Annotated in this window: 18 protein-coding genes; 12 read left to right on the top strand and 6 right to left on the bottom strand. The window is 65.0% G+C overall.

Translation table 11 applies throughout. The annotated features are described in order from the left end of the window. Positions 1-195: 195 nt before the first annotated feature. The gene (locus IB243_RS01775; RefSeq protein WP_225584663.1) at positions 196-786 is read right to left on the bottom strand and encodes a DUF1566 domain-containing protein; all 591 of its coding nucleotides are present in this window, start codon (positions 784-786) and stop codon (positions 196-198) included. A gap of 64 nt (positions 787-850) precedes the next feature. Next, positions 851-1,816, bottom strand: a complete 966-nt coding sequence (locus IB243_RS01770) for a LysR substrate-binding domain-containing protein (RefSeq protein ID WP_192424578.1) — start codon at positions 1,814-1,816, stop codon at positions 851-853. A gap of 178 nt (positions 1,817-1,994) precedes the next feature. Here IB243_RS01770 and IB243_RS01765 point away from each other — a divergent pair, with 178 nt between their 5' ends. The 3 genes from IB243_RS01765 to IB243_RS01755 all read left to right on the top strand — a co-directional run bounded on the left by IB243_RS01765 (position 1,995) and on the right by IB243_RS01755 (position 5,029). Beyond that, a complete protein-coding gene (locus IB243_RS01765) occupies positions 1,995-3,086 on the top strand; it encodes a tartrate dehydrogenase (RefSeq protein WP_192424576.1) in 1,092 nt (363 codons plus the stop codon). A 172-nt stretch (positions 3,087-3,258) separates the two neighbouring features. Continuing rightward, the gene (locus IB243_RS01760) at positions 3,259-4,218 is read left to right on the top strand and encodes a tripartite tricarboxylate transporter substrate binding protein (RefSeq protein WP_225584715.1); all 960 of its coding nucleotides are present in this window, start codon (positions 3,259-3,261) and stop codon (positions 4,216-4,218) included. A 37-nt stretch (positions 4,219-4,255) separates the two neighbouring features. Further along, positions 4,256-5,029 carry an N-acetyltransferase gene (locus tag IB243_RS01755; protein WP_192424572.1) on the top strand — a complete coding sequence of 258 codons (774 nt, stop codon included), beginning with the start codon at positions 4,256-4,258 and terminating at the stop codon, positions 5,027-5,029. Positions 5,030-5,280: 251 nt separating this feature from the next. On the opposite strand, the gene IB243_RS01750 is transcribed toward IB243_RS01755, so the two are convergent. Both IB243_RS01750 and IB243_RS01745 read right to left on the bottom strand, forming a co-directional pair. Next, positions 5,281-5,946, bottom strand: coding sequence for a methionine ABC transporter permease (locus tag IB243_RS01750; protein WP_010461447.1), 666 nt, complete (start codon positions 5,944-5,946; stop codon positions 5,281-5,283). Between the two features lie 15 nt (positions 5,947-5,961). Further along, on the bottom strand, positions 5,962-7,008 hold the full coding sequence (locus tag IB243_RS01745; protein WP_192424570.1) for a methionine ABC transporter ATP-binding protein: 1,047 nt from the start codon (positions 7,006-7,008) through the stop codon (positions 5,962-5,964). A 295-nt stretch (positions 7,009-7,303) separates the two neighbouring features. Here IB243_RS01745 and IB243_RS01740 point away from each other — a divergent pair, with 295 nt between their 5' ends. The 4 genes from IB243_RS01740 (at position 7,304) to arsB (ending at position 9,995) form a co-directional block, all read left to right on the top strand. Further along, positions 7,304-7,630 (top strand): helix-turn-helix transcriptional regulator, encoded by a 327-nt coding sequence (locus IB243_RS01740; RefSeq protein ID WP_192424568.1) that lies wholly within the window; start codon positions 7,304-7,306, stop codon positions 7,628-7,630. Between the two features lie 54 nt (positions 7,631-7,684). Continuing rightward, positions 7,685-8,200: an ArsI/CadI family heavy metal resistance metalloenzyme gene (locus IB243_RS01735; protein ID WP_057271820.1), complete on the top strand. Its 516-nt coding sequence runs from the start codon at positions 7,685-7,687 to the stop codon at positions 8,198-8,200. A gap of 16 nt (positions 8,201-8,216) precedes the next feature. After that, positions 8,217-8,723 (top strand): arsenate reductase ArsC, encoded by a 507-nt coding sequence (locus tag IB243_RS01730; protein ID WP_192424565.1) that lies wholly within the window; start codon positions 8,217-8,219, stop codon positions 8,721-8,723. A 249-nt stretch (positions 8,724-8,972) separates the two neighbouring features. Further along, a complete protein-coding gene (gene arsB, locus IB243_RS01725) occupies positions 8,973-9,995 on the top strand; it encodes an ACR3 family arsenite efflux transporter (protein ID WP_192425336.1) in 1,023 nt (340 codons plus the stop codon). Positions 9,996-10,016: 21 nt separating this feature from the next. Here arsB and IB243_RS01720 read toward each other — a convergent pair whose 3' ends face one another. Continuing rightward, positions 10,017-11,216 (bottom strand): MFS transporter, encoded by a 1,200-nt coding sequence (locus tag IB243_RS01720; protein WP_225584662.1) that lies wholly within the window; start codon positions 11,214-11,216, stop codon positions 10,017-10,019. Positions 11,217-11,380: 164 nt separating this feature from the next. On the opposite strand from IB243_RS01720, the gene IB243_RS01715 reads away from it, so the two are divergent. Then, positions 11,381-11,974 carry a molybdopterin-dependent oxidoreductase gene (locus IB243_RS01715; protein ID WP_192424563.1) on the top strand — a complete coding sequence of 198 codons (594 nt, stop codon included), beginning with the start codon at positions 11,381-11,383 and terminating at the stop codon, positions 11,972-11,974. A gap of 114 nt (positions 11,975-12,088) precedes the next feature. Here IB243_RS01715 and IB243_RS01710 read toward each other — a convergent pair whose 3' ends face one another. Then, complete coding sequence (locus IB243_RS01710; protein ID WP_192424562.1) at positions 12,089-13,321, bottom strand: MFS transporter; 1,233 nt, start codon at positions 13,319-13,321, stop codon at positions 12,089-12,091. A gap of 99 nt (positions 13,322-13,420) precedes the next feature. Here IB243_RS01710 and IB243_RS01705 point away from each other — a divergent pair, with 99 nt between their 5' ends. The 4 genes from IB243_RS01705 to IB243_RS01690 all read left to right on the top strand — a co-directional run bounded on the left by IB243_RS01705 (position 13,421) and on the right by IB243_RS01690 (position 16,828). Next, a complete protein-coding gene (locus tag IB243_RS01705; RefSeq protein WP_192424560.1) occupies positions 13,421-14,365 on the top strand; it encodes a LysR family transcriptional regulator in 945 nt (314 codons plus the stop codon). A 268-nt stretch (positions 14,366-14,633) separates the two neighbouring features. Further along, entirely contained in the window at positions 14,634-15,830 is a 1,197-nt protein-coding gene (locus IB243_RS01700; RefSeq protein WP_192424558.1) for an MFS transporter, read from the top strand. A gap of 159 nt (positions 15,831-15,989) precedes the next feature. Next, positions 15,990-16,571, top strand: a complete 582-nt coding sequence (locus tag IB243_RS01695) for a hypothetical protein (RefSeq protein ID WP_225584661.1) — start codon at positions 15,990-15,992, stop codon at positions 16,569-16,571. Between the two features lie 74 nt (positions 16,572-16,645). After that, the gene (locus IB243_RS01690; RefSeq protein WP_192424554.1) at positions 16,646-16,828 is read left to right on the top strand and encodes a hypothetical protein; all 183 of its coding nucleotides are present in this window, start codon (positions 16,646-16,648) and stop codon (positions 16,826-16,828) included. Positions 16,829-17,464 lie beyond the last annotated feature (636 nt).

Raw genomic sequence — 17,464 nt, 5'->3', positions numbered from 1 at the left:
GGTGACTCGCGGTAGGGGTGTGGAAATGAGGCCGTGCGCTCGGCGGACCGTGCGGAGGGAGGCGCGGGACCGAGCTGGCCAGAGCCTCTTCGCTATCAACGTCATTTTTGATCAAGTGGGCTGGCTTTGCTGTCCCCGACGTTTTCGCCGCACACAACACGCGCCGGTCGGTGGCCCCGGAATCCGCTCCGACTGCTACGGCCCGGCCCCACCCACCGGCGTTGGCCTCACCAGCCGGACGGGCAGTTTGCTGGCCCTTGCGGCATCGCCCCGCGCCTCGCCGGTGGAAAGGTTCACCGCCCAGCCGTTGATCATGGCAGCCTGCCGCGCACCGTCGCCCGCACGGCCCTGTGCGATGTTGCCGTAGGTGTAGGGGTTGACGTTGGGTGCGCTCACGTTGCTGGTGGCGGACCAGTGCCACTCGCCGGGGGCGGCCGGGAACAGGATGGGGTGGAGGCCCGGGGGAGACAGCGATTTGTCCACCAGGCGCTGCAGCTCCGCCGCGCGGGGCAGGCGCCAGCCCACGCCCTCGGCCTTCCAGCGGTCGGCGGCCAGGGTGGTGGCTTCGGCGCGGTCCAGCAGCAGGGGTTTCCCGGTGCAGGTCTTGCCGGTCCATTGCATGCCTTCCACACAGCGCGGCCAGGCGAGCCCGGCGCGGTGGTCCAGCACATAGGCACCGTCGGCCGACAGCGCCCAGTCGGCCGATGCCGTGGGGTCGGCGGCCAGCACCGGCAGGGCTGCGAGGGTGCAGGCCAACAAGGTCGAAAAATGCGAAAGTGGTTTCATGGGCAAAAACGGACTCGAACGCTGACACCCTACCCGCACAGCGACACCAGCGCCACCCTTCCGATCAAGAAACCGTCACCGCGCGTTTGCCCACCCTGCCCGCTACTCCTGCCGGTGCCCCCGACGCTGCCAGCGCCTCGGCCAGAAAACCCACAAAAGCCTGCACCCGCGTGGAGAACTGGTGGCGCTGGGGGTACACCGCATAGATGTCGGCCGCCGGGGTCTGGTACTGCGGCAGCACGGGCTCCAGCAAGCCCTGCGCCAGGTGGCGGTTCACGTCCCACTCCGCACGCATCACGATGCCATGGCCCTGCAAGGCCCACAGCACGGCAATCTCGCCGTCGTTGGTGGTGAGGTTGCCGGTGATCTTGATCGACTCGGTGTGTGCCTTGCTGCCGCGCCCGGTGGTCAGGCGCCACAGGCCGTAGGCCTCATCGCCCTGGCGGATGCCGATGCAGTGGTGCTCCATCAGGTCGCGCGGCGCGCGGGGCCTGCCGTGGCGGTCCAGGTAGGCGGGCGCGGCGCACAGCACGCGCCGGTTGGGGGCGATGCGGCGGGCGATCACGCGGCCATCGGGCGGCTCACCAAAACGCACGCACACGTCGTAGGCGTCGTCGGTGATCGGCGGCGGGTGCACCGACAGTTGCAGCTGCACATCCACCTCGGGGTACTGGCGCACAAAGTCCGAGATCACGGGGGCGATGTGCATGCGGCCAAAGCCCAGGGTGGCGTTCACGCGCAGCAGGCCCTTGGGGCTGGCCTTGGACTGCACGATGAGTTCATCGAGCGCATCGATCTCGCGCAGGATGCGGCGCGCGTGCTCCAGCAGCAGCTCGCCCTCGGGCGTGAGGCTCATGCGGCGCGTGGTGCGGTTGACCAGCACCACGCCCAGGCGCTTTTCCATCTGCGTGAGGTGCTTGCTGACCGCCGCCGTGGAGACCCCCATTTCGCGCCCTGCGGCGCTCAGGCTGGGGCTGGCGGCCAGCGCAGAGAAGAAGCCCAGTTCAGCGGGTTGAATGGTGGAACTCATCGAATAGCTCTTAACTGCTGGTTAACGATGGATTCACTTTAGCGCCGTTCCGTAAGGGCGTCCAGGCCTACAGTCCTTCTCACCGTTTGGCTTCTCGTTTGGCTTTTCTCGTGTCTCGTTTTCCACGCCCGGCCATCGCGGCACGGGCATTCCCAGACCTTTCCACCAAGGCATCCGCATGACCACCTATCAAATCGCCACCATCCCCGGAGACGGCATCGGCAAGGAAGTGATTCCCGCCGGCCAGCGCGTGCTCGAAGCCCTGTCCGCCCAGCACCCCGGCCTGCAGTTCGAGTTCGAAAATTTTGGCTGGGGCGGCGACTGGTACCGCGCGCACGGCATGATGATGCCGGCCGATGGGCTCGATGCGCTGCGCGGCAAAGACGCCATCCTGTTCGGCTCGGCGGGTGACCCGGACATCCCCGACCACATCACGCTGTGGGGCCTGCGCCTGAAGATCTGCCAGGGGTTTGACCAGTACGCCAACGTGCGGCCCACACGCATCCTGCCGGGCATCGATGCGCCCCTGAAACGCTGTACGCCCAAGGACCTGGACTGGGTCATCGTGCGCGAGAACTCCGAGGGCGAATACTCGGGCGTGGGCGGCCGCGTGCACCAGGGCCACCCCATCGAGGCGGCCACCGATGTCTCTATCATGACCCGCGTGGGCGTGGAGCGCATCCTGCGCTTTGCCTTCCGCCTGGCGCAATCGCGCCCCCGCAAGCAACTCACCGTCATCACCAAGAGCAATGCCCAGCGCCATGCGATGGTGATGTGGGACGAGATCGCCGCGCAGGTGTCTGCCGAGTTCCCCGACGTGACGTGGGACAAGGAACTGGTGGACGCCGCCACGGCCCGCATGGTCAACCGCCCCGCCACGCTCGACACCATCGTCGCCACCAACCTGCATGCCGACATCCTCAGCGACCTGGCCGCCGCGCTGGCGGGCAGCCTGGGCATTGCACCCACCGGCAACATCGACCCCGAGCGCCGCTACCCCAGCATGTTCGAGCCCATCCACGGCTCGGCGTTCGACATCATGGGCAAGGGCCTGGCCAACCCCATCGGCACCTTCTGGTCGGTGGTGATGCTGCTGGAGCACCTGGGCGAGACCGATGCGGCCCGCGCCGTGATGCAGGCCATCGAACAGGTCACCGCCGACCCGGCCCTGCACACCCGCGACCTGGGCGGCACGGCCACCACGGTGCAAGTGACGGACGCCGTGTGCGCGCTGGTCAGCGGCACACAGGCCACACGCAAGGCCGCCTGACCGCGCACGCCCACGGCCCGCAAAGACGGGCCTGGGCACCGCCCGGCGGACACAACAACAAAGTCGCAAAGACCATGCATTCGCCGCACCACCATCCTTTCGGAGACAAACCATGCACCTCCCTGTTGCCCACCACACTGGCATCGCCCAGCCTTTGCGCCGCCACCATCTAATGGCCTTGGCGCTCACCGCCGCAGCCGCCTGCCTGCTGCCCGGCACTGCCGCCCATGCGCAGGCCTGGCCGACCAAGCCCGTCACCATCGTCGTGCCGTTTGCTGCGGGTGGCACCACCGACGTGCTGGCGCGTGCGCTGGGTGAAAAACTCAGCACGGCCCTGGGCCAGCCCGTGATCGTGGAAAACCGGGGCGGCGCGGGCGCCACCATTGGTGCCGACTACGTGGCCAAGGCACCGGCCGACGGCTACACGCTGCTGATGGGCGCAGTGCACCACACCATTGCCACCAGCGTGTACAAGAAGCTCAGCTACGACTTCCAAAAGAGCTTTGCGCCCATCACCACCGTGGCCCTGGTACCCAACGTGCTCGCGGTCAGCGCCACCACGCCCGCCAAGGATGTGAAGGAACTCGTGGCCCTGATCAAGGCAGCGCCCGACAAGTTTTCATATGGTTCCAACGGCGCGGGCACGGCGCAGCACCTGATCGGCACGCAGTTCTCCACCGCCATCGGCCAGCCGCTGCTGCACGTGCCCTACAAAGGCAGCGGGCCGCTCACCACCGACCTGCTGGGCGGGCAGGTGTCGATGTCGTTCGACACCATCACGCCCGTGCTGCCCCACATCAAGGCGGGCAAGCTGCGCGCGCTGGCGGTGACCACGGCCAAGCGGTCCTCGTCGCTGCCCGACGTGCCCACGCTGCAGGAGAGTGGTTTTGCGGGCTTCGACATCGGCACCTGGTTTGGCGTGCTGGCACCGGCACGCACACCCGCCGATGTGGTGGCCAAGCTGAACGCCGAGATGGTCAAGGTGATCCAGTCGCCCGACTTCAAGAAGCGCATGCAGGACATTGGCGCCGAGCCCATTGGCAACACACCCGCGCAGATGGCCGAGCAGATAGCCAGCGACACCACACGCTTTGCCAAGCTGGTGGCCGACCACAAGATCACCACCGACTGACCGTGTGCCCGAGGGGCGGGTTGGTATAACCCCAGCCATGACGCCCACCACCATCGAGCCCACCGTCCCCGCAGCCCTGATCCGCGCCCTTGAAGAACGCGCCTTCAACGCCTGGCCCGCACGCCAGACGGTGTTCCACCGGGGCTGGGTGTTCCGGCTGTCGGGGGGCTACACCAAGCGTGCCAATTCGGTCAACGCGCTGCTGCCCGGCGCGCCGTTTGATGGGGTGCGCGAAGCGGCTGCGGCGCTGTACGCGCGGCATGGGCTGCCCGCTGTGTTCCGCATCTCGCCCCTGGCCCCGGCCGGGGCCGACCAGGAGCTGGCCGAGGCGGGCTACCAGCATTTCGATCCGTCACTCGTCCTGCACCGGCCGCTGACACTCGGTACGGTCGGAAAGCCCGACGGCAGCACCCACATCAGTACCACGCCCACAGCCGCATGGCTGGAGGGTTTTGCCGCTGCCAACAGCGTCCCCCTGCACCACCGCGCCCTGCACAACAGCATGCTGGACCACATTGCCCACCCTGCCGCGTTTGCACTGCAGCACGACGCACAGGGCCAACCCGTGGGCTTTGGGCTGGCGGTGCTGGAGCGCGGCGCCGTGGGCCTGTACGACCTGGCCGTGGCGCCCGAGCACCGGGGCGGCGGGCGCGGGCGTGCGCTGGTGACGGCCCTGCTGCACTGGGCCGCCGAGGCCGGGGCGACCACTGCCTACCTGCAGGTGCGCGCGCAGAACACGCCGGCGCTGCGGCTGTATGAGTTGATGGGGTTCAAGACGGCGTATGGCTACCACTACCGGGTGCCGGGTTGAGGGGGTTTTTTTCAGACTCCCTCTCCCCTTGCGGGAGAGGGTTGGGGAGAGGGGTAGGTCAGCGCAGCACACGCCGTTGCCCCCTCTCCCTCGTCCTCTCCCGCAAGGGGAGAGGGAGTGAAGACCGGCGCCGTTGCTGGCTCAGAGGTTTGAGATCGAAAATTTGAATGAAATTGGCCCCTGGCGCTTTACCATCAAGCGCTAGTAGCTATTCATTCAATAGCAAACAACGCCAGAGCCCAATACCCAGATCACCGGTGGCTCAGCCTGCGCACAGCCCAGTCGCCCAGGCTCTGCACCGCCTGCACAAAGAAGATCAGCACCAGCACCACGGCCAGCATGATCTCGGGCAGAAAGCGCTGGTAGCCGTAGCGGATGCCCAGATCACCCAAACCACCACCGCCGATGGCACCGGCCATGGCCGAGTAGCCGGTGAGGCTGACGAAGGTGATGGTCAGGCCCGCCACGATGCCGGGCAGCGCCTCGGGCAGCAGTACCTTCCAGACGATCTGGCTGGTGGTGGCGCCCATCGCTTGGGCGGCTTCGACCAGGCCGTGGTCCACCTCGCGCAGCGCGGCTTCGACCAGGCGCGCCACGAAGGGCGCGGCCGCAATCGTCAGCGGCACCACGGCAGCAGCCGTCCCGATGGACGAGCCCGTGATGAAGCGCGTGAACGGGATGATGGCCACCAGCAGGATGATGAAAGGCGTGGAGCGCACAGCGTTGACCAGCCAGCCCACCAGCTTGTTGACGGGCCCGTTTTCGAGCACACCGCCGTGGTCGGTCAGGCGCAGGAACACGCCCAGCGGCACGCCCAGCAGGCCGCCCACCAGGCCGGAGATGCCGACCATGATGAGCGTTTCCCACAGCGAAGAGGCAAACAGATCCAGCATGGCCGGAGTGAAGTTGTTGAACATGGTTATCTATCCTTCTCAACCTGCCACGGCCACTTCTTGCACCTCGACACCGCCCGCACGCAGGTGCGCCACGGCGCCGCGCAGGCGCTCGGCCTCGCCGCTGGCGTACACCGCCAGCGAGCCAAAGGTTTCGTCCTGGATCTCGTCCACCTGGCCATGCAGGATGCTCATGTCCACGCCGAACTCGCGGATCAGCTGCGACAGGATGGGCTGGTAGGCGCTGTCACCCGCATACGACAAGCGCAGCAGTTGGCCGGTGCGGCCTGTACTGAGCTGGCCTGCGAGCTTGCGCACATGGCCGAGCACACTGGCGGGCAGCTCTTGCGGCAGGATCTCGTCGATCAGACTCTTGGTGATGGCCTGCTGCGGGCGCGTGAACACATCGAGCACACGGCCCTGCTCCACGATGCGGCCGGCCTCAATCACGGCCACACGGTCGGCCACCTGCTTGATGACCTGCATCTGGTGCGTGATGAGCACCACGGTGAGGCCCAGCTCGCGGTTGACCTGGCGCAGCAGGTCGAGGATGGAGCGCGTGGTCTCCGGGTCCAGCGCCGACGTGGCTTCGTCGCTCAGCAGCACCTTGGGCCGGCTGGCCAGCGCGCGCGCAATGCCCACGCGCTGCTTTTGCCCGCCGCTGATCTGCGCGGGGTAACGGTCGGCCAAGGCTGACAGGCCCACCAGCTCCAGCAGCGGGTTCACGCGCTCGCGAATGGCGGCTTTGCTCATGCCCGCCAGTTCCAGCGGCAGCGCGGCATTGTCGAACACCGTGCGCGACGACAGCAGGTTGAAGTGCTGGAAGACCATGCCGATTTCGCGGCGGGCCTCGCGCAATTGAGCGTCATTGAGCTGGGTGAGGTCGCGGCCATTGACGAAAACCTCGCCCCGGGTGGGTCGGTTGAGCAGGTTGATGACACGCACCAGCGAGCTTTTGCCCGCGCCGCTCTTGCCGATGATGCCGAACACTTCGCCCGGCTGGATGGTGAGGTCGATGCCACGCAGGGCTTCGACGGGGCCTTGTGGGCCCTGGTAGGTTTGGGTGATACCCCGTAAGTCGATCATGAAAAGCAGTGGCACAGCACAGGCCACAGGTCGTAGCCAATGCCGCGCGGGTCAGGAATGGGATGGGCGACTGTATCGGCGAATCGTAAGTTCACAAACGATTGAAAAATCGGGTAGTTAGATCGTTGGGTTATGAAGACCGTGATAGACACACTTCAAACGCTATTAAATACATAGCGTATAGTGCAATAACGCCATGCGCTAGGCGCCAATTCCACCTGTTATTGCATCGAGACTTTTCAACGATTTTCATGTTTATATTTCTATATTTCAACTTTTGTTGTATTATCGAATCATGCAAGAAACCGAAGTCATCCGATCCCTCGCAGCCCTGGCCCAGGAAGTGCGCCTGCGGGTGTTCCGCGCCCTGGTGGTGGCGGGCCAGGAGGGGCTCACGCCCGGCGGGCTGTCCGAGCAGCTGGGCATTGCGCCCAACACGCTGTCGTTCCACCTCAAGGAGCTGACCCACGCGGGCCTGGTGAGCCAGGAGCGCCAGGGCCGCAACCTGATCTACCGCGCCTCGTTTGCCGCCATGAACGACCTGCTGGCCTACCTGACCGAGAACTGCTGCCAGGGCGCTGCCTGCCTGACCGACGGGGCCACCGCCGCCTGCCAGTGCTGACCAATAGCGCACCCACAACCCCACCCCACGACCCACAGCCGAAAGGAAACCACCATGAAGCGATTCCACGTCCACATGCATGTCGATGACCTTGCTAAGAGCATCGCGTTCTACTCCCGTCTGTTCGCGGCCGAGCCTGCGCGGGTCGAGGGCGACTACGCCAAGTGGATGCTCGAAGACCCGCGCGTGAACTTCGCCATCTCCACCCGGGGCGACAAGCCGGGCGTGGACCACCTGGGCTTCCAGGTGGATGAGGCCGACGAACTGGCCGAACTGAAGGCGCGCGCCGAAGGTGCTGACATGGCCCTGCTCGACGAAGGCGCCACCACCTGCTGCTATGCCCGCAGCGACAAGCACTGGATCACCGACCCGCAGGGCGTGGCCTGGGAACACTTCCACACGCTGGGCAACATCCCCGTGTTCAACGAAGCCGCTGCGCAGCAGCCAGTCAAGACCACGCAGCAGCCAGCCAAGGCCGCCTGCTGCCCCACGGGCGCCCCATCCGCCCCCGAGCCAGGCAAGGCCGCCTGCTGCGGCCCCACCTCAACCAACTCCAACAAATGCTGCTGAGCCGAGCAGAGCCCGCATGAGCACCCCACGCCCCCCTTTGAACGTGCTGTTTCTCTGCACGCACAACTCCGCGCGCAGCATCCTGGCCGAAGCCCTGCTCAACGCCATGGGCCAGGGCCGCTTCAAAGCCTATTCAGCGGGCAGCAGCCCGCGCGACAACCAGCAGCCCCACCCGCTGGGCCTGCAGGCGCTGGCCCACGTCGGCATTCCCACCGAAGGGCTGCGCAGCAAAAGCTGGGACGAGTTTGCCGCCCCCGGTGCGCCGCACATGGACCTGATCATCACCGTGTGCGACAACGCAGCGGGCGAGGTCTGCCCCTTCTGGCCCGGCCACCCGGCCACGGCGCACTGGGGCTATGCCGACCCGTCAGCGGGCGATGGCTCGGACGCCGACAAGGCCGAGGCCTTCCGCAAAACCGTGCACGCCATCCAGCAGCGCCTGGAGCTGCTGGTGAACCTGCCCGACGACAAGCTGGCCGCCACCGTGCTGCAAGCGACGGCCCGCAACTTGCCCAAGCAATGATGAAACACCCCCTGAGTCGCTTCGCGCCTTCCCCCTCTCTCGCCTCGCTGCGCGAGCCGGGAGGGGGACGCCCCCAGCGCGGCGGGGCGGCCCTTGCGCGGGGGCGCTGGTTTAGAGCGCGCCAGTTGCATGCATCGCGGGTGGCGCGCAGCGCAAGGGATCACTGAATGGACCACTGAAATGACCCTGCCACCAAGCCCTTTACAACGTGCTGCTGTCAGTGCGCTGCCCCCCTCCCCGGCCGCCGGCATGGCGGTTTTCGAGCGCTACCTCACCGTCTGGGTGCTGCTGTGCATCGGGGCGGGCATTGCACTGGGCCAGTGGCTGCCCGGCGCGGCCCGCGCCGTGGGCGCGCTGGAGGTGGCGCGGGTCAACCTGCCGGTGGGCCTGCTCATCTGGGTGATGGTCATCCCCATGCTTCTGAAGGTGGACTTTGGCGCGCTGGCCGAGGTGCGCCAGCATGTGCGCGGCATTGGTGTGACGCTGTTCGTCAACTGGCTGGTCAAGCCGTTTTCGATGGCGCTGCTGGGCTGGCTGTTCATCCGCCACTGGTTTGCGCCGTACCTGCCTGCCGAGCAGCTCGACAGCTACATAGCAGGGCTCATCCTGCTGGCTGCCGCGCCCTGCACGGCCATGGTGTTCGTGTGGAGCCGCCTCACTGGAGGCGACCCGCTGTTCACGCTGTCGCAGGTGGCGCTGAACGACAGCATCATGATCGTGGCGTTTGCGCCGCTGGTGGCCTTTTTGCTCGGCCTGTCGGCCATCACCGTGCCGTGGGACACGCTGCTTACCTCGGTGGTGCTGTACATCCTGATCCCGGTGGTGATTGCGCAATGGCTGCGCAAGCGGCTGCTGCGCAAGGGCCAGGCCGCCTTCGACGCCGCCGTGGCGCGCACCGGCCCGTGGTCCATCGCCGCGCTACTGGCCACGCTGGTGCTGCTGTTTGCCTTTCAGGGCGAGGCCATCCTGCAGCAACCGCTGGTGATCGCCCTGCTGGCCGTGCCCATCTTGATCCAGGTGCTGTTCAACTCGGCGCTGGCCTACGGCCTGAACCGTGCGGTGGGCGAAAAGCACAGCATTGCCTGCCCCTCGGCGCTGATCGGCGCGTCCAACTTCTTCGAGCTGGCCGTGGCCACGGCCATCAGCCTGTTTGGTTTTCACTCCGGCGCAGCGCTGGCCACCGTGGTGGGCGTGCTGATCGAGGTGCCCGTGATGCTGCTGGTGGTGGCCGTGGTCAACCGCAGCAAGGGCTGGTACGAAGCGCGGGGCTGACGGGCACGCCACCTGGGGCGGTCAGGCGCCTGCCGCCACCGCCCCCCGCGCCTGCACTTGGCGCGAGATCAGCAGGCCCAGCCCAAAAATACCCACCGCCGCCACCGTGAACACCGGTGGCAGCCAGCCCCGGTCCACACTGAAAGCCACCATCAGCACGCCTGTGGACTGCCCCAGAAACAGCAGGCACGCAAACAGCGTCACCGCCGTGCCCCGTGCCTGGGGCGCCATCTGCGTGGCCTGCACCTGCAGCGTGTTGTGCAGCATGTAAAAGCCGATGCCCGCCAAGAAGCAGCCCAGCATGGCCCAGCCCACTGCGGGCGCCCAGGCCAGCGACAGCAGGCCTATGGCAATGAAGCTGGCGCCCAGCACGGCCAGCCCCCGCTCGCCCAGCGCCGCCAGCCAGCGCCGCGCAAACACGCTGTAGATCAGCCCGCCCACGCCATACAGCACCATCACGCCGCCAGCGGCCGAGGCCGACAGGCCAAACCCATCGACCATGCGCGCGGGCACAAAGGCCAGCGTGCCAAACGCGAGCGCGCCCTCAATCGTGACCACCGTCAGCACCCAGCGCACACGCGGGATGCGCAGCAGCGCCATGGTGCCCGCGAGGTAGTTGGCCAGCGAGAACGCCGGTGCGCCTGGCACCACCACCGGGCGCAGCGCCCCGCTGGCACGCGTATGGCGCAGCAGCAGCGTGGCCGCCGTGAAGAACAGCACGGCCAGCACACCCAGCGCCGCACGCCACCCCAGCGTTTCGGTGGCAAAGCCGCCAAACCACTGGCCCGCCATCATCCCGGTCACCGTGGCCACCATCAGGCGCGCCAGGGTCTCTTGCCGCTGCTCGTAGGCCACCTCATCGCCAATCCACGCCATCGACAGCGGAATGATCCCGGCCGCCGCCGCCCCCATGGCCGCACGCGCCACCACCAGCAGGCTGAAGCTGGGCGCCAGCGCCGTCATGGCGCTGAACACCGCACACGCCGCCGTGGCGCCGATGATCACGCGCACCTTGCCCACCCGGTCGCCCAGCGGGCCATACACCAGCTGCAACACGCCGTAAGCAACGGCAAACGCCGCAATCACCGCCGAGGCATCGCCCGTGGTGATCTTGTATTCAAGGGACAGTGCCACCAGCATCGGGTCGCACACACGCATGGAGGCCATGCTGCAAAAGGCCGCCAGGCTGATCAGCCGCAGCATCGTCGAGGAAGAGGTCATATGACCCGATTGTGGTGCCCCCCGCGACCGGCCGCTGGCGCGGTGCCGCATGCACCCTGGCTGCAGAAGGTTGGGCACGCCCCACACGGGCGTCTGCCATTTTTTGCGTGGCACCACGCGATCTTGCGCTTACCATGCGCCCCTTATTTGAACGAGGAGCCATGATGAACAAACGCAACTTTGTCGCCGCCAGCGTCGGCCTGGCAGGCCTGTGGACCGCCACCAGCAGCCACGCCGCCCCGCCGGCAACCGCATCCGCCAACCCTGCCCTGCTCACCATCAGCGGCGCCATCACCAAGCCCAACCGGGGCGCACTGGACCCCACCATCGACCAGATGATGGGCAAACACGGCATCCAGTTTGCCAACGCCCACACGCTCGACGCCGCTGCGCTGCAGCGCATGGCCGCCGTCACCATCAAGCCCACGCTGGAATACGACAGCAAGCCCCACACACTGAAAGGCCCCCTGCTCACCACCGTGCTGGCCGCTGCCGGTGTGGCCGCAGGCAGCCCCGTGCAGCTAGTGCTGCGCGCGGTGGATGGCTACAACGTCACCATCAACATGGCCGACGCGCAGGCCTACCGCATGATCGTCGGCACCCACATCGACGGCCAGCCCATGGCCCTGGGCGGCCTGGGCCCGCAGTGGGCCGTGTACGACGCGGATGTGCTGCCCGCCTTCAAGGACAAGCCGGTGAAGGAGCGCTTTGGTTTGTGCCCCTGGGGGCTGTATCACATTGAGGTGAAGAAGGCCTGAGGCCACCCGCCAGGAAGGCGCAGCCAGTAAAAAGAAAGAGCGGTCCATGGCCGCTCTTTTTTTGATAGCTATTAGCGCACACCCAACAAGCGCCAGGGCCGATTTTCATTCAAATCAGCGTGCCCGCCCCGCCATCCGCACCCCCAGCGCCGCCAGCGAACCCACCGTGGCCAGTGCCACCACGCCCATCCACCCCCACTGCGCCAGCACCAGGCTGCCCAGCGCCGCACCGGCCGACATGCCGATGAACATGCCCGTGAACAGCAGCGCATTGAGCCGGCTGCGCGCCGCAGGGTCGATGCCGTACACGATGGTCTGGTGCGCCACCAGCGTGGCCTGCACGCCAAAGTCGAAGCCGATGGCACTCACCACGATCAACGCCAGCTGCGCCTGGGCGGGCAGCAACGGCGCCAGCCCCATCACCGCAAACGAAGCGGCCGCCAGCCCCGTGCCGTAGCGGATGACCACCTCGGGCCCGCGCTTGTCGGCCAGGCGCCCGGCCAGCGGTGCAGCCAAGGCACCCGCCGCCCCCGCCAGGCCAAACGCCCCGGCCGCTGCCGTTCCCAGTTGGAACTGGCTGTGCAGCATCACCGCCAGCGTGGACCAGAACGCGCTGAACCCCACCGCCAGCAACCCCTGCGCCCAGGCTGCGCGGCGCAGCGCACGGTGCTGGCGCCACAGGGCCACCATCGAGCCGATCAACGCGCCATAACCGAGCTGCGTGGTGGGCGCAAAACGCGGCAGCCCGCGCCACACCGCCACGGTCAGCAGCGCAATCGCCACCGCCGCGGCCACATACACCGTGCGCCAGCCCCACTGCTGCGCCACAAAGCCGCTGACCACGCGCGACAGCAAGATGCCCAGCAACAACCCCGTCATCACAATCCCCACCATGCGCCCGCGCTGCGCCGCCGGGGCCAGCGTGGCAGCGGCAGGCACCACGTCTTGCGCCACCGTGGCCGCCAGGCCCACGGCCAGGCTGGCTGCCAGCAGCGCGCCCATGCCCGGTGCCAGGCCACTCATCAGCAAGGCCAGCATCAGCGCCACCGACTTGATCACGATGATGCGGCGCCGGTCAAACCGGTCGCCCAACGGCGCCAGCAGCAAGATGCCCAGCGCATACCCCAGCTGCGTGAGCGTGGGCACCAGGCCCACCACGCGGCTGTCGGCCTGCATGTCGGGCCCCAGCACGCCCAGCATGGGCTGGCTGTAATACAGCGACGCCACGCTGAGGCCCGCCGTGGTCGCCAGCAGCAGCAACAGCGGCGCGCTCACCGCCCGCTCGGCAGGCAACGCAGGGGCCACGCCCATCGCGTTGTTTGCATGCAGATTTTGAATGGAAGACATCGCATCAACACCCGTTCAGCCAAAGAATGGGGTGATTGTTCTCAGGCAATCGCGCGCTGGGTAGTGGGCTGGGCTGCAGATTTGTTATACGCTTCACGTATGACCATTGCCATACCACCCGGCGCCGACCGCATCGAGCTGATGCAGACCTTCATCCGCATCGTGGAGGCAGGCAGCCTGTCTGCCGCCGCCCAGCAGCTGGGCACCAGCCAGCCCACCGTGAGCCGCCGCCTGCAGGCGCTGGAGCGCACCTTGGGCATCAAGCTGCTGCAGCGCTCCACCCACGTGATGAAACTGACGGAAGACGGTGAACGCTGCTTTGCCCACGCCAAGGCCCTGCTGGAAGACTGGCGCACCATGGAAGACGACCTGCGCGGCACGGCCGACACACCCCGCGGCACCTTGCGCGTGCTGGCGCCCCACGCCTTCGGGCAAAACCAGCTCATCCCCCCGTTGATGGACTACCTGCACCGCTACCCCGATGTGTCGGTGGAATGGATGCTGCACGACCGCCGCCCCGACTTCATCGCCGAAGGCATCGACTGCGCCATCCAGGTGGGCGCGGTGGAAGACCCCTCCGTGGTCGCCATCCGCCTGGCCGAGGTGCCACGCATCGTGCTGGCATCGCCCGCCCTCATGGCAGGCCGCCCCACACCCCAGCACGCGCAGGACCTGAAGGATCTACCCTGGCTGGCGCTGAGCACCTTCTACCAGCGCGAAGTCACCTTGACCCACCAGCACAGCAGCGAGGCCAGCACCTTCGCCATCACCCCCCGACTGGCCACCGACAGCCTGTACGCCCTGCGCAGCGCCACCCTGGCCGGGCTCGGCGCGTGTATCGCATCGGCATGGATCGTGGATGCGGATCTGCACGCAGGCGACTTGCTGCACCTGGTGCCCACCTGGCAGGCCCCCTCGCTGCCGGTGTATCTGGTGTACCCGCATGCACGGTTTTATCCAGCGCGGTTAAGGTTGTTTTTGGAGGGGATGCGGGGGGCGATGCCGGGGTTGGCAGGGATGCGAGGGGTGGGGGTTGGGTCTTGAGCGGACGACGGCTGCCGGCCAGAAGTAGACCGTCGCATCAGCGGCGAATCTGCCAACAGCCACCTCCACAGCGCATGCATAATCCGGCTTGAGCTCATAAGCTCATCGCGTTGCGCAATGCGCGCGGCCATCACTTAGCTCCAAAGGCTGAGTGAGGTCAAGCTCCTGTTGACCCGACAAGAGCCACCAAGTGCCCATCCTTGTGGATGGCTCGTGTTGTCAGGTCACCCCGCCCTCTTTTCAGAGTCGGCGGCTTGGGAGTTCTATCGTGCGTTCACACCATCAAAGCGCTCCGCCATTGGCGTTGCTGATTGCCCTATCAGCTCTTGGCGTTCTGCCGTTCAACATGTTCGTACCTTCGATGCCTAGCATCGCAAGAGAATTCGAAACCGATTTCGCCACGATCAATATAGCCGTGGGGGGATATGCCGTTGCGACCGCATTTACGCATTTGATTGCCGGAGCTCTATCCGACAGATTTGGGAGAAGACCTGTTCTGCTGGCCGCATTGGCGATTTTTGTGATCGGCTCCATCGGATGCTACTTCGCAGCGACCATCTATATTTTTTTGGGGTTTCGGCTACTTCAAGGGAGCGCTGTAGCAGGCTTCGCAATGTCGCTGGCAGTGATCCGGGACACTGCCGGTGAGCGAATGCTGAGTCAAATCGGATATGTCTCCTCAGCCTATGCAATCGCTCCCATGGTCGGCCCTACAGTGGGCGGATTGCTGGCTAGCTGGTTAGGCTGGCGGGCAAACTTTGCCGCGTTCGCAATACTCGGCGCATGTGCCATCGCTCTTGTTCTGCGCTACCTGCCCGAAACCAATCGTCGTCGGTCCACCTCAATGATGCAGCAGTTCCGTGGATACGGACAATTGCTCATTTCTGCGCGGTTTTTGGCATATGCGTGCTGCATGGCTTTTACCATTGGTACGCTCTATGTCTTCATCAGCGGTGCACCTGCCGTGGCTGTGCAGACAACCCAAATCTCCACGACGATGGTCGGCATTTACCTGGGGCTGGTGCCTGCGGGCTTCATTATTGGTAGCTTCGCAGCCGCGCGGTATGGCGTGCGCTTGACGCCACTTCAACTGATTGTTTTCGGACGGCTGTTGACTTGCGCAGGATTGTTGATTGGTGGGGCGTTAGCTGCGTTGCAGATCAATCACCCCCTGGCATTCTTTGGTCCATGCGTATGCATCGGATTAGGAAATGGGTTAACGATGCCCGCCGCGAACAGCCGTGTGCTTTCCGTCTATGCAGGCCTGTCTGGTACAGCGTTAGGTTTGGCATCTGCAATCACGACGGCAGGAGCAGGAACCATTGCCTTTTTCGCCGGACTGTTCATCGAAGTGTCGAATGCACGTGCGTATGTTGTGGCGGCGATGTTGACGACGTCATTGCTGTCATTGGCAGCCGCTGCACTCATCGTTCGTCTGGAGTCAGCGAGGAGCAGTGCCCCTTGAATAAGGCCCGCCCTCCCCGCGCAGCATTGAGCGAATCTTGCTCTGAGCGGTGTCCGCTTCGGGCCCTGAGCCGACGTTGGAGAACACAACCGCAAAGCTGCCGTTCATACGCAACCCCTGAGTGCACAGTCCCTGCCTGGTAGCGAGCTATAGTTTCCCTTGTTGCTGCCTGCCGGGTTTCGCGGAATTTTTATACCTGGATGTTTAGACAGGCCATCGCCTGCAACCTCATGCTGCAAGACGCTTCCAGGGAAAACCAATGTCCAGAATATCCCGCACGGTCCAGTTTATCCCGCAGGTTTTGCGGTATACATTTCGTTAAAACCCACTATGGGACAATCACGAATAGCTCTGGCAGGTGCGACCATCGCAGTCATTCTTCTTTGGAATTTGAACTCGGCATCGGACAGCACGTGGATAACAAACACCACGGCGATTGAGCCAGCGGATGGGCTCAAAGCAACTGTATGGATGCACCGCGCCGGTCCTGATTTGATGGTGGAACTAAGAAACTTCCCTTCATTCAAAAGTCAGTTCAAGCAGCCGAGCATTTCTAACAGCCCAGACGGAGGTGTCACGGTGTCTTTGGAAAGTTCATCGTCTGGTTTCGTGTCCAATAAGAGCGAACAACTGACTCATATTTCAATGAAGCTTCCCTCACAAAGCATTCCGTCCCAAAGCAGAGTGGCATTTCGAAGCTATGACTATGACCAAGTGTTTGTTGACGGTGTTGCACCATGAGCGCTGGGTTTAACTGGTCAACCAAGGCGGACACCTTCGGCTCCGCTTGTTTTCAACGTTAGACTGCAGAGCACGTGTCTGAACGAACACTCATCGCAATACTTTTAGGTGCTTCAGGTGGCGGGATAGGCGTGCTGGTTGCCAAGGCCACGGGCATCACCTCTTGGCTTGATGCCAAGTTGTTCATCGCTATTGGCGTAGTTGTGGGGCTGGGTGCAGCGAAGGTTCTTGAGGCCGCGCGTCGGAAGTCGAAATGAAGGTTGATCTGCACCCTAACCGTTCAATCGAGAGTGGATCGCCTACGGCTCCCACTCATCTCAAACGTTAGCAGTCAATGCCAGCACCGTTCATCGCGGCGTTCTTGGGCGCAATGGCAATGCCAGCTGTCGGCTTCTATTTTTTGAGTGCAGCTCGCGGCCGTAGGCCAATTTGGCTGAGGACTACGACTGTGGTGGTGCTCCTGTCATATGCGATGCTGATGGCGGTTTACGTATGCATCGGCGTGGCGGAAGGCTGGGTCGCGGAAAATATGGTCACCGGTTGTGTAGCTGGGACCATCGCACCCCTTCTTTGCGGCTTTGCTGACTACGCCTTGGCTGGCCGCTTCTGGATCGTGTTTGGATTAAGCATGACCTCTGTCTTTCTCATTGAGTGCTTCGCTTTGGCTCGGCCCCAGGTTGTTGACACGCGAGGCATAGCTTCAATTTGGTATGGACTCAGCTTGATACCTTGATTGCTAACCGGTTAGTCAAGCGGGCGCGCTCTGGTCGGCTTTGCCTCCCGGCGCGCGCCGGTTACCGCCAATGTTGAGAGTCCGCTTTCGCCAGCGGCGACCGACTGCTCTTGGCCGATAGTACGCGTTCAACGACGAAGCGCGGATGACAGCAACCGCT

This window comes from Acidovorax sp. ACV01 (assembly GCF_014851495.1).
In the GTDB taxonomy this organism is placed as follows: Bacteria; Pseudomonadota; Gammaproteobacteria; order Burkholderiales; family Burkholderiaceae_C; genus Acidovorax; species Acidovorax radicis.
Note: the sequence above shows the minus strand (reverse complement) of the source record. Positions and strands in the feature narration are given on the sequence as shown.

Excerpts from the sequence above, each read along its gene's own strand:
- IB243_RS01775 (WP_225584663.1), bottom strand. The coding sequence starts at position 786 with ATGAAACCACTTTCGCATTTTTCGACCTTGTTGGCCTGCACCCTCGCA.
- IB243_RS01770 (WP_192424578.1), bottom strand. The coding sequence starts at position 1,816 with ATGAGTTCCACCATTCAACCCGCTGAACTGGGCTTCTTCTCTGCGCTG.
- IB243_RS01765 (WP_192424576.1), top strand. The coding sequence starts at position 1,995 with ATGACCACCTATCAAATCGCCACCATCCCCGGAGACGGCATCGGCAAG.
- IB243_RS01760 (WP_225584715.1), top strand. The coding sequence starts at position 3,259 with ATGGCCTTGGCGCTCACCGCCGCAGCCGCCTGCCTGCTGCCCGGCACT.
- IB243_RS01755 (WP_192424572.1), top strand. The coding sequence starts at position 4,256 with ATGACGCCCACCACCATCGAGCCCACCGTCCCCGCAGCCCTGATCCGC.
- IB243_RS01750 (WP_010461447.1), bottom strand. The coding sequence starts at position 5,946 with ATGTTCAACAACTTCACTCCGGCCATGCTGGATCTGTTTGCCTCTTCG.
- IB243_RS01745 (WP_192424570.1), bottom strand. The coding sequence starts at position 7,008 with ATGATCGACTTACGGGGTATCACCCAAACCTACCAGGGCCCACAAGGC.
- IB243_RS01740 (WP_192424568.1), top strand. The coding sequence starts at position 7,304 with ATGCAAGAAACCGAAGTCATCCGATCCCTCGCAGCCCTGGCCCAGGAA.
- IB243_RS01735 (WP_057271820.1), top strand. The coding sequence starts at position 7,685 with ATGAAGCGATTCCACGTCCACATGCATGTCGATGACCTTGCTAAGAGC.
- IB243_RS01730 (WP_192424565.1), top strand. The coding sequence starts at position 8,217 with ATGAGCACCCCACGCCCCCCTTTGAACGTGCTGTTTCTCTGCACGCAC.
- arsB (WP_192425336.1), top strand. The coding sequence starts at position 8,973 with ATGGCGGTTTTCGAGCGCTACCTCACCGTCTGGGTGCTGCTGTGCATC.
- IB243_RS01720 (WP_225584662.1), bottom strand. The coding sequence starts at position 11,216 with ATGACCTCTTCCTCGACGATGCTGCGGCTGATCAGCCTGGCGGCCTTT.
- IB243_RS01715 (WP_192424563.1), top strand. The coding sequence starts at position 11,381 with ATGAACAAACGCAACTTTGTCGCCGCCAGCGTCGGCCTGGCAGGCCTG.
- IB243_RS01710 (WP_192424562.1), bottom strand. The coding sequence starts at position 13,321 with ATGTCTTCCATTCAAAATCTGCATGCAAACAACGCGATGGGCGTGGCC.
- IB243_RS01705 (WP_192424560.1), top strand. The coding sequence starts at position 13,421 with ATGACCATTGCCATACCACCCGGCGCCGACCGCATCGAGCTGATGCAG.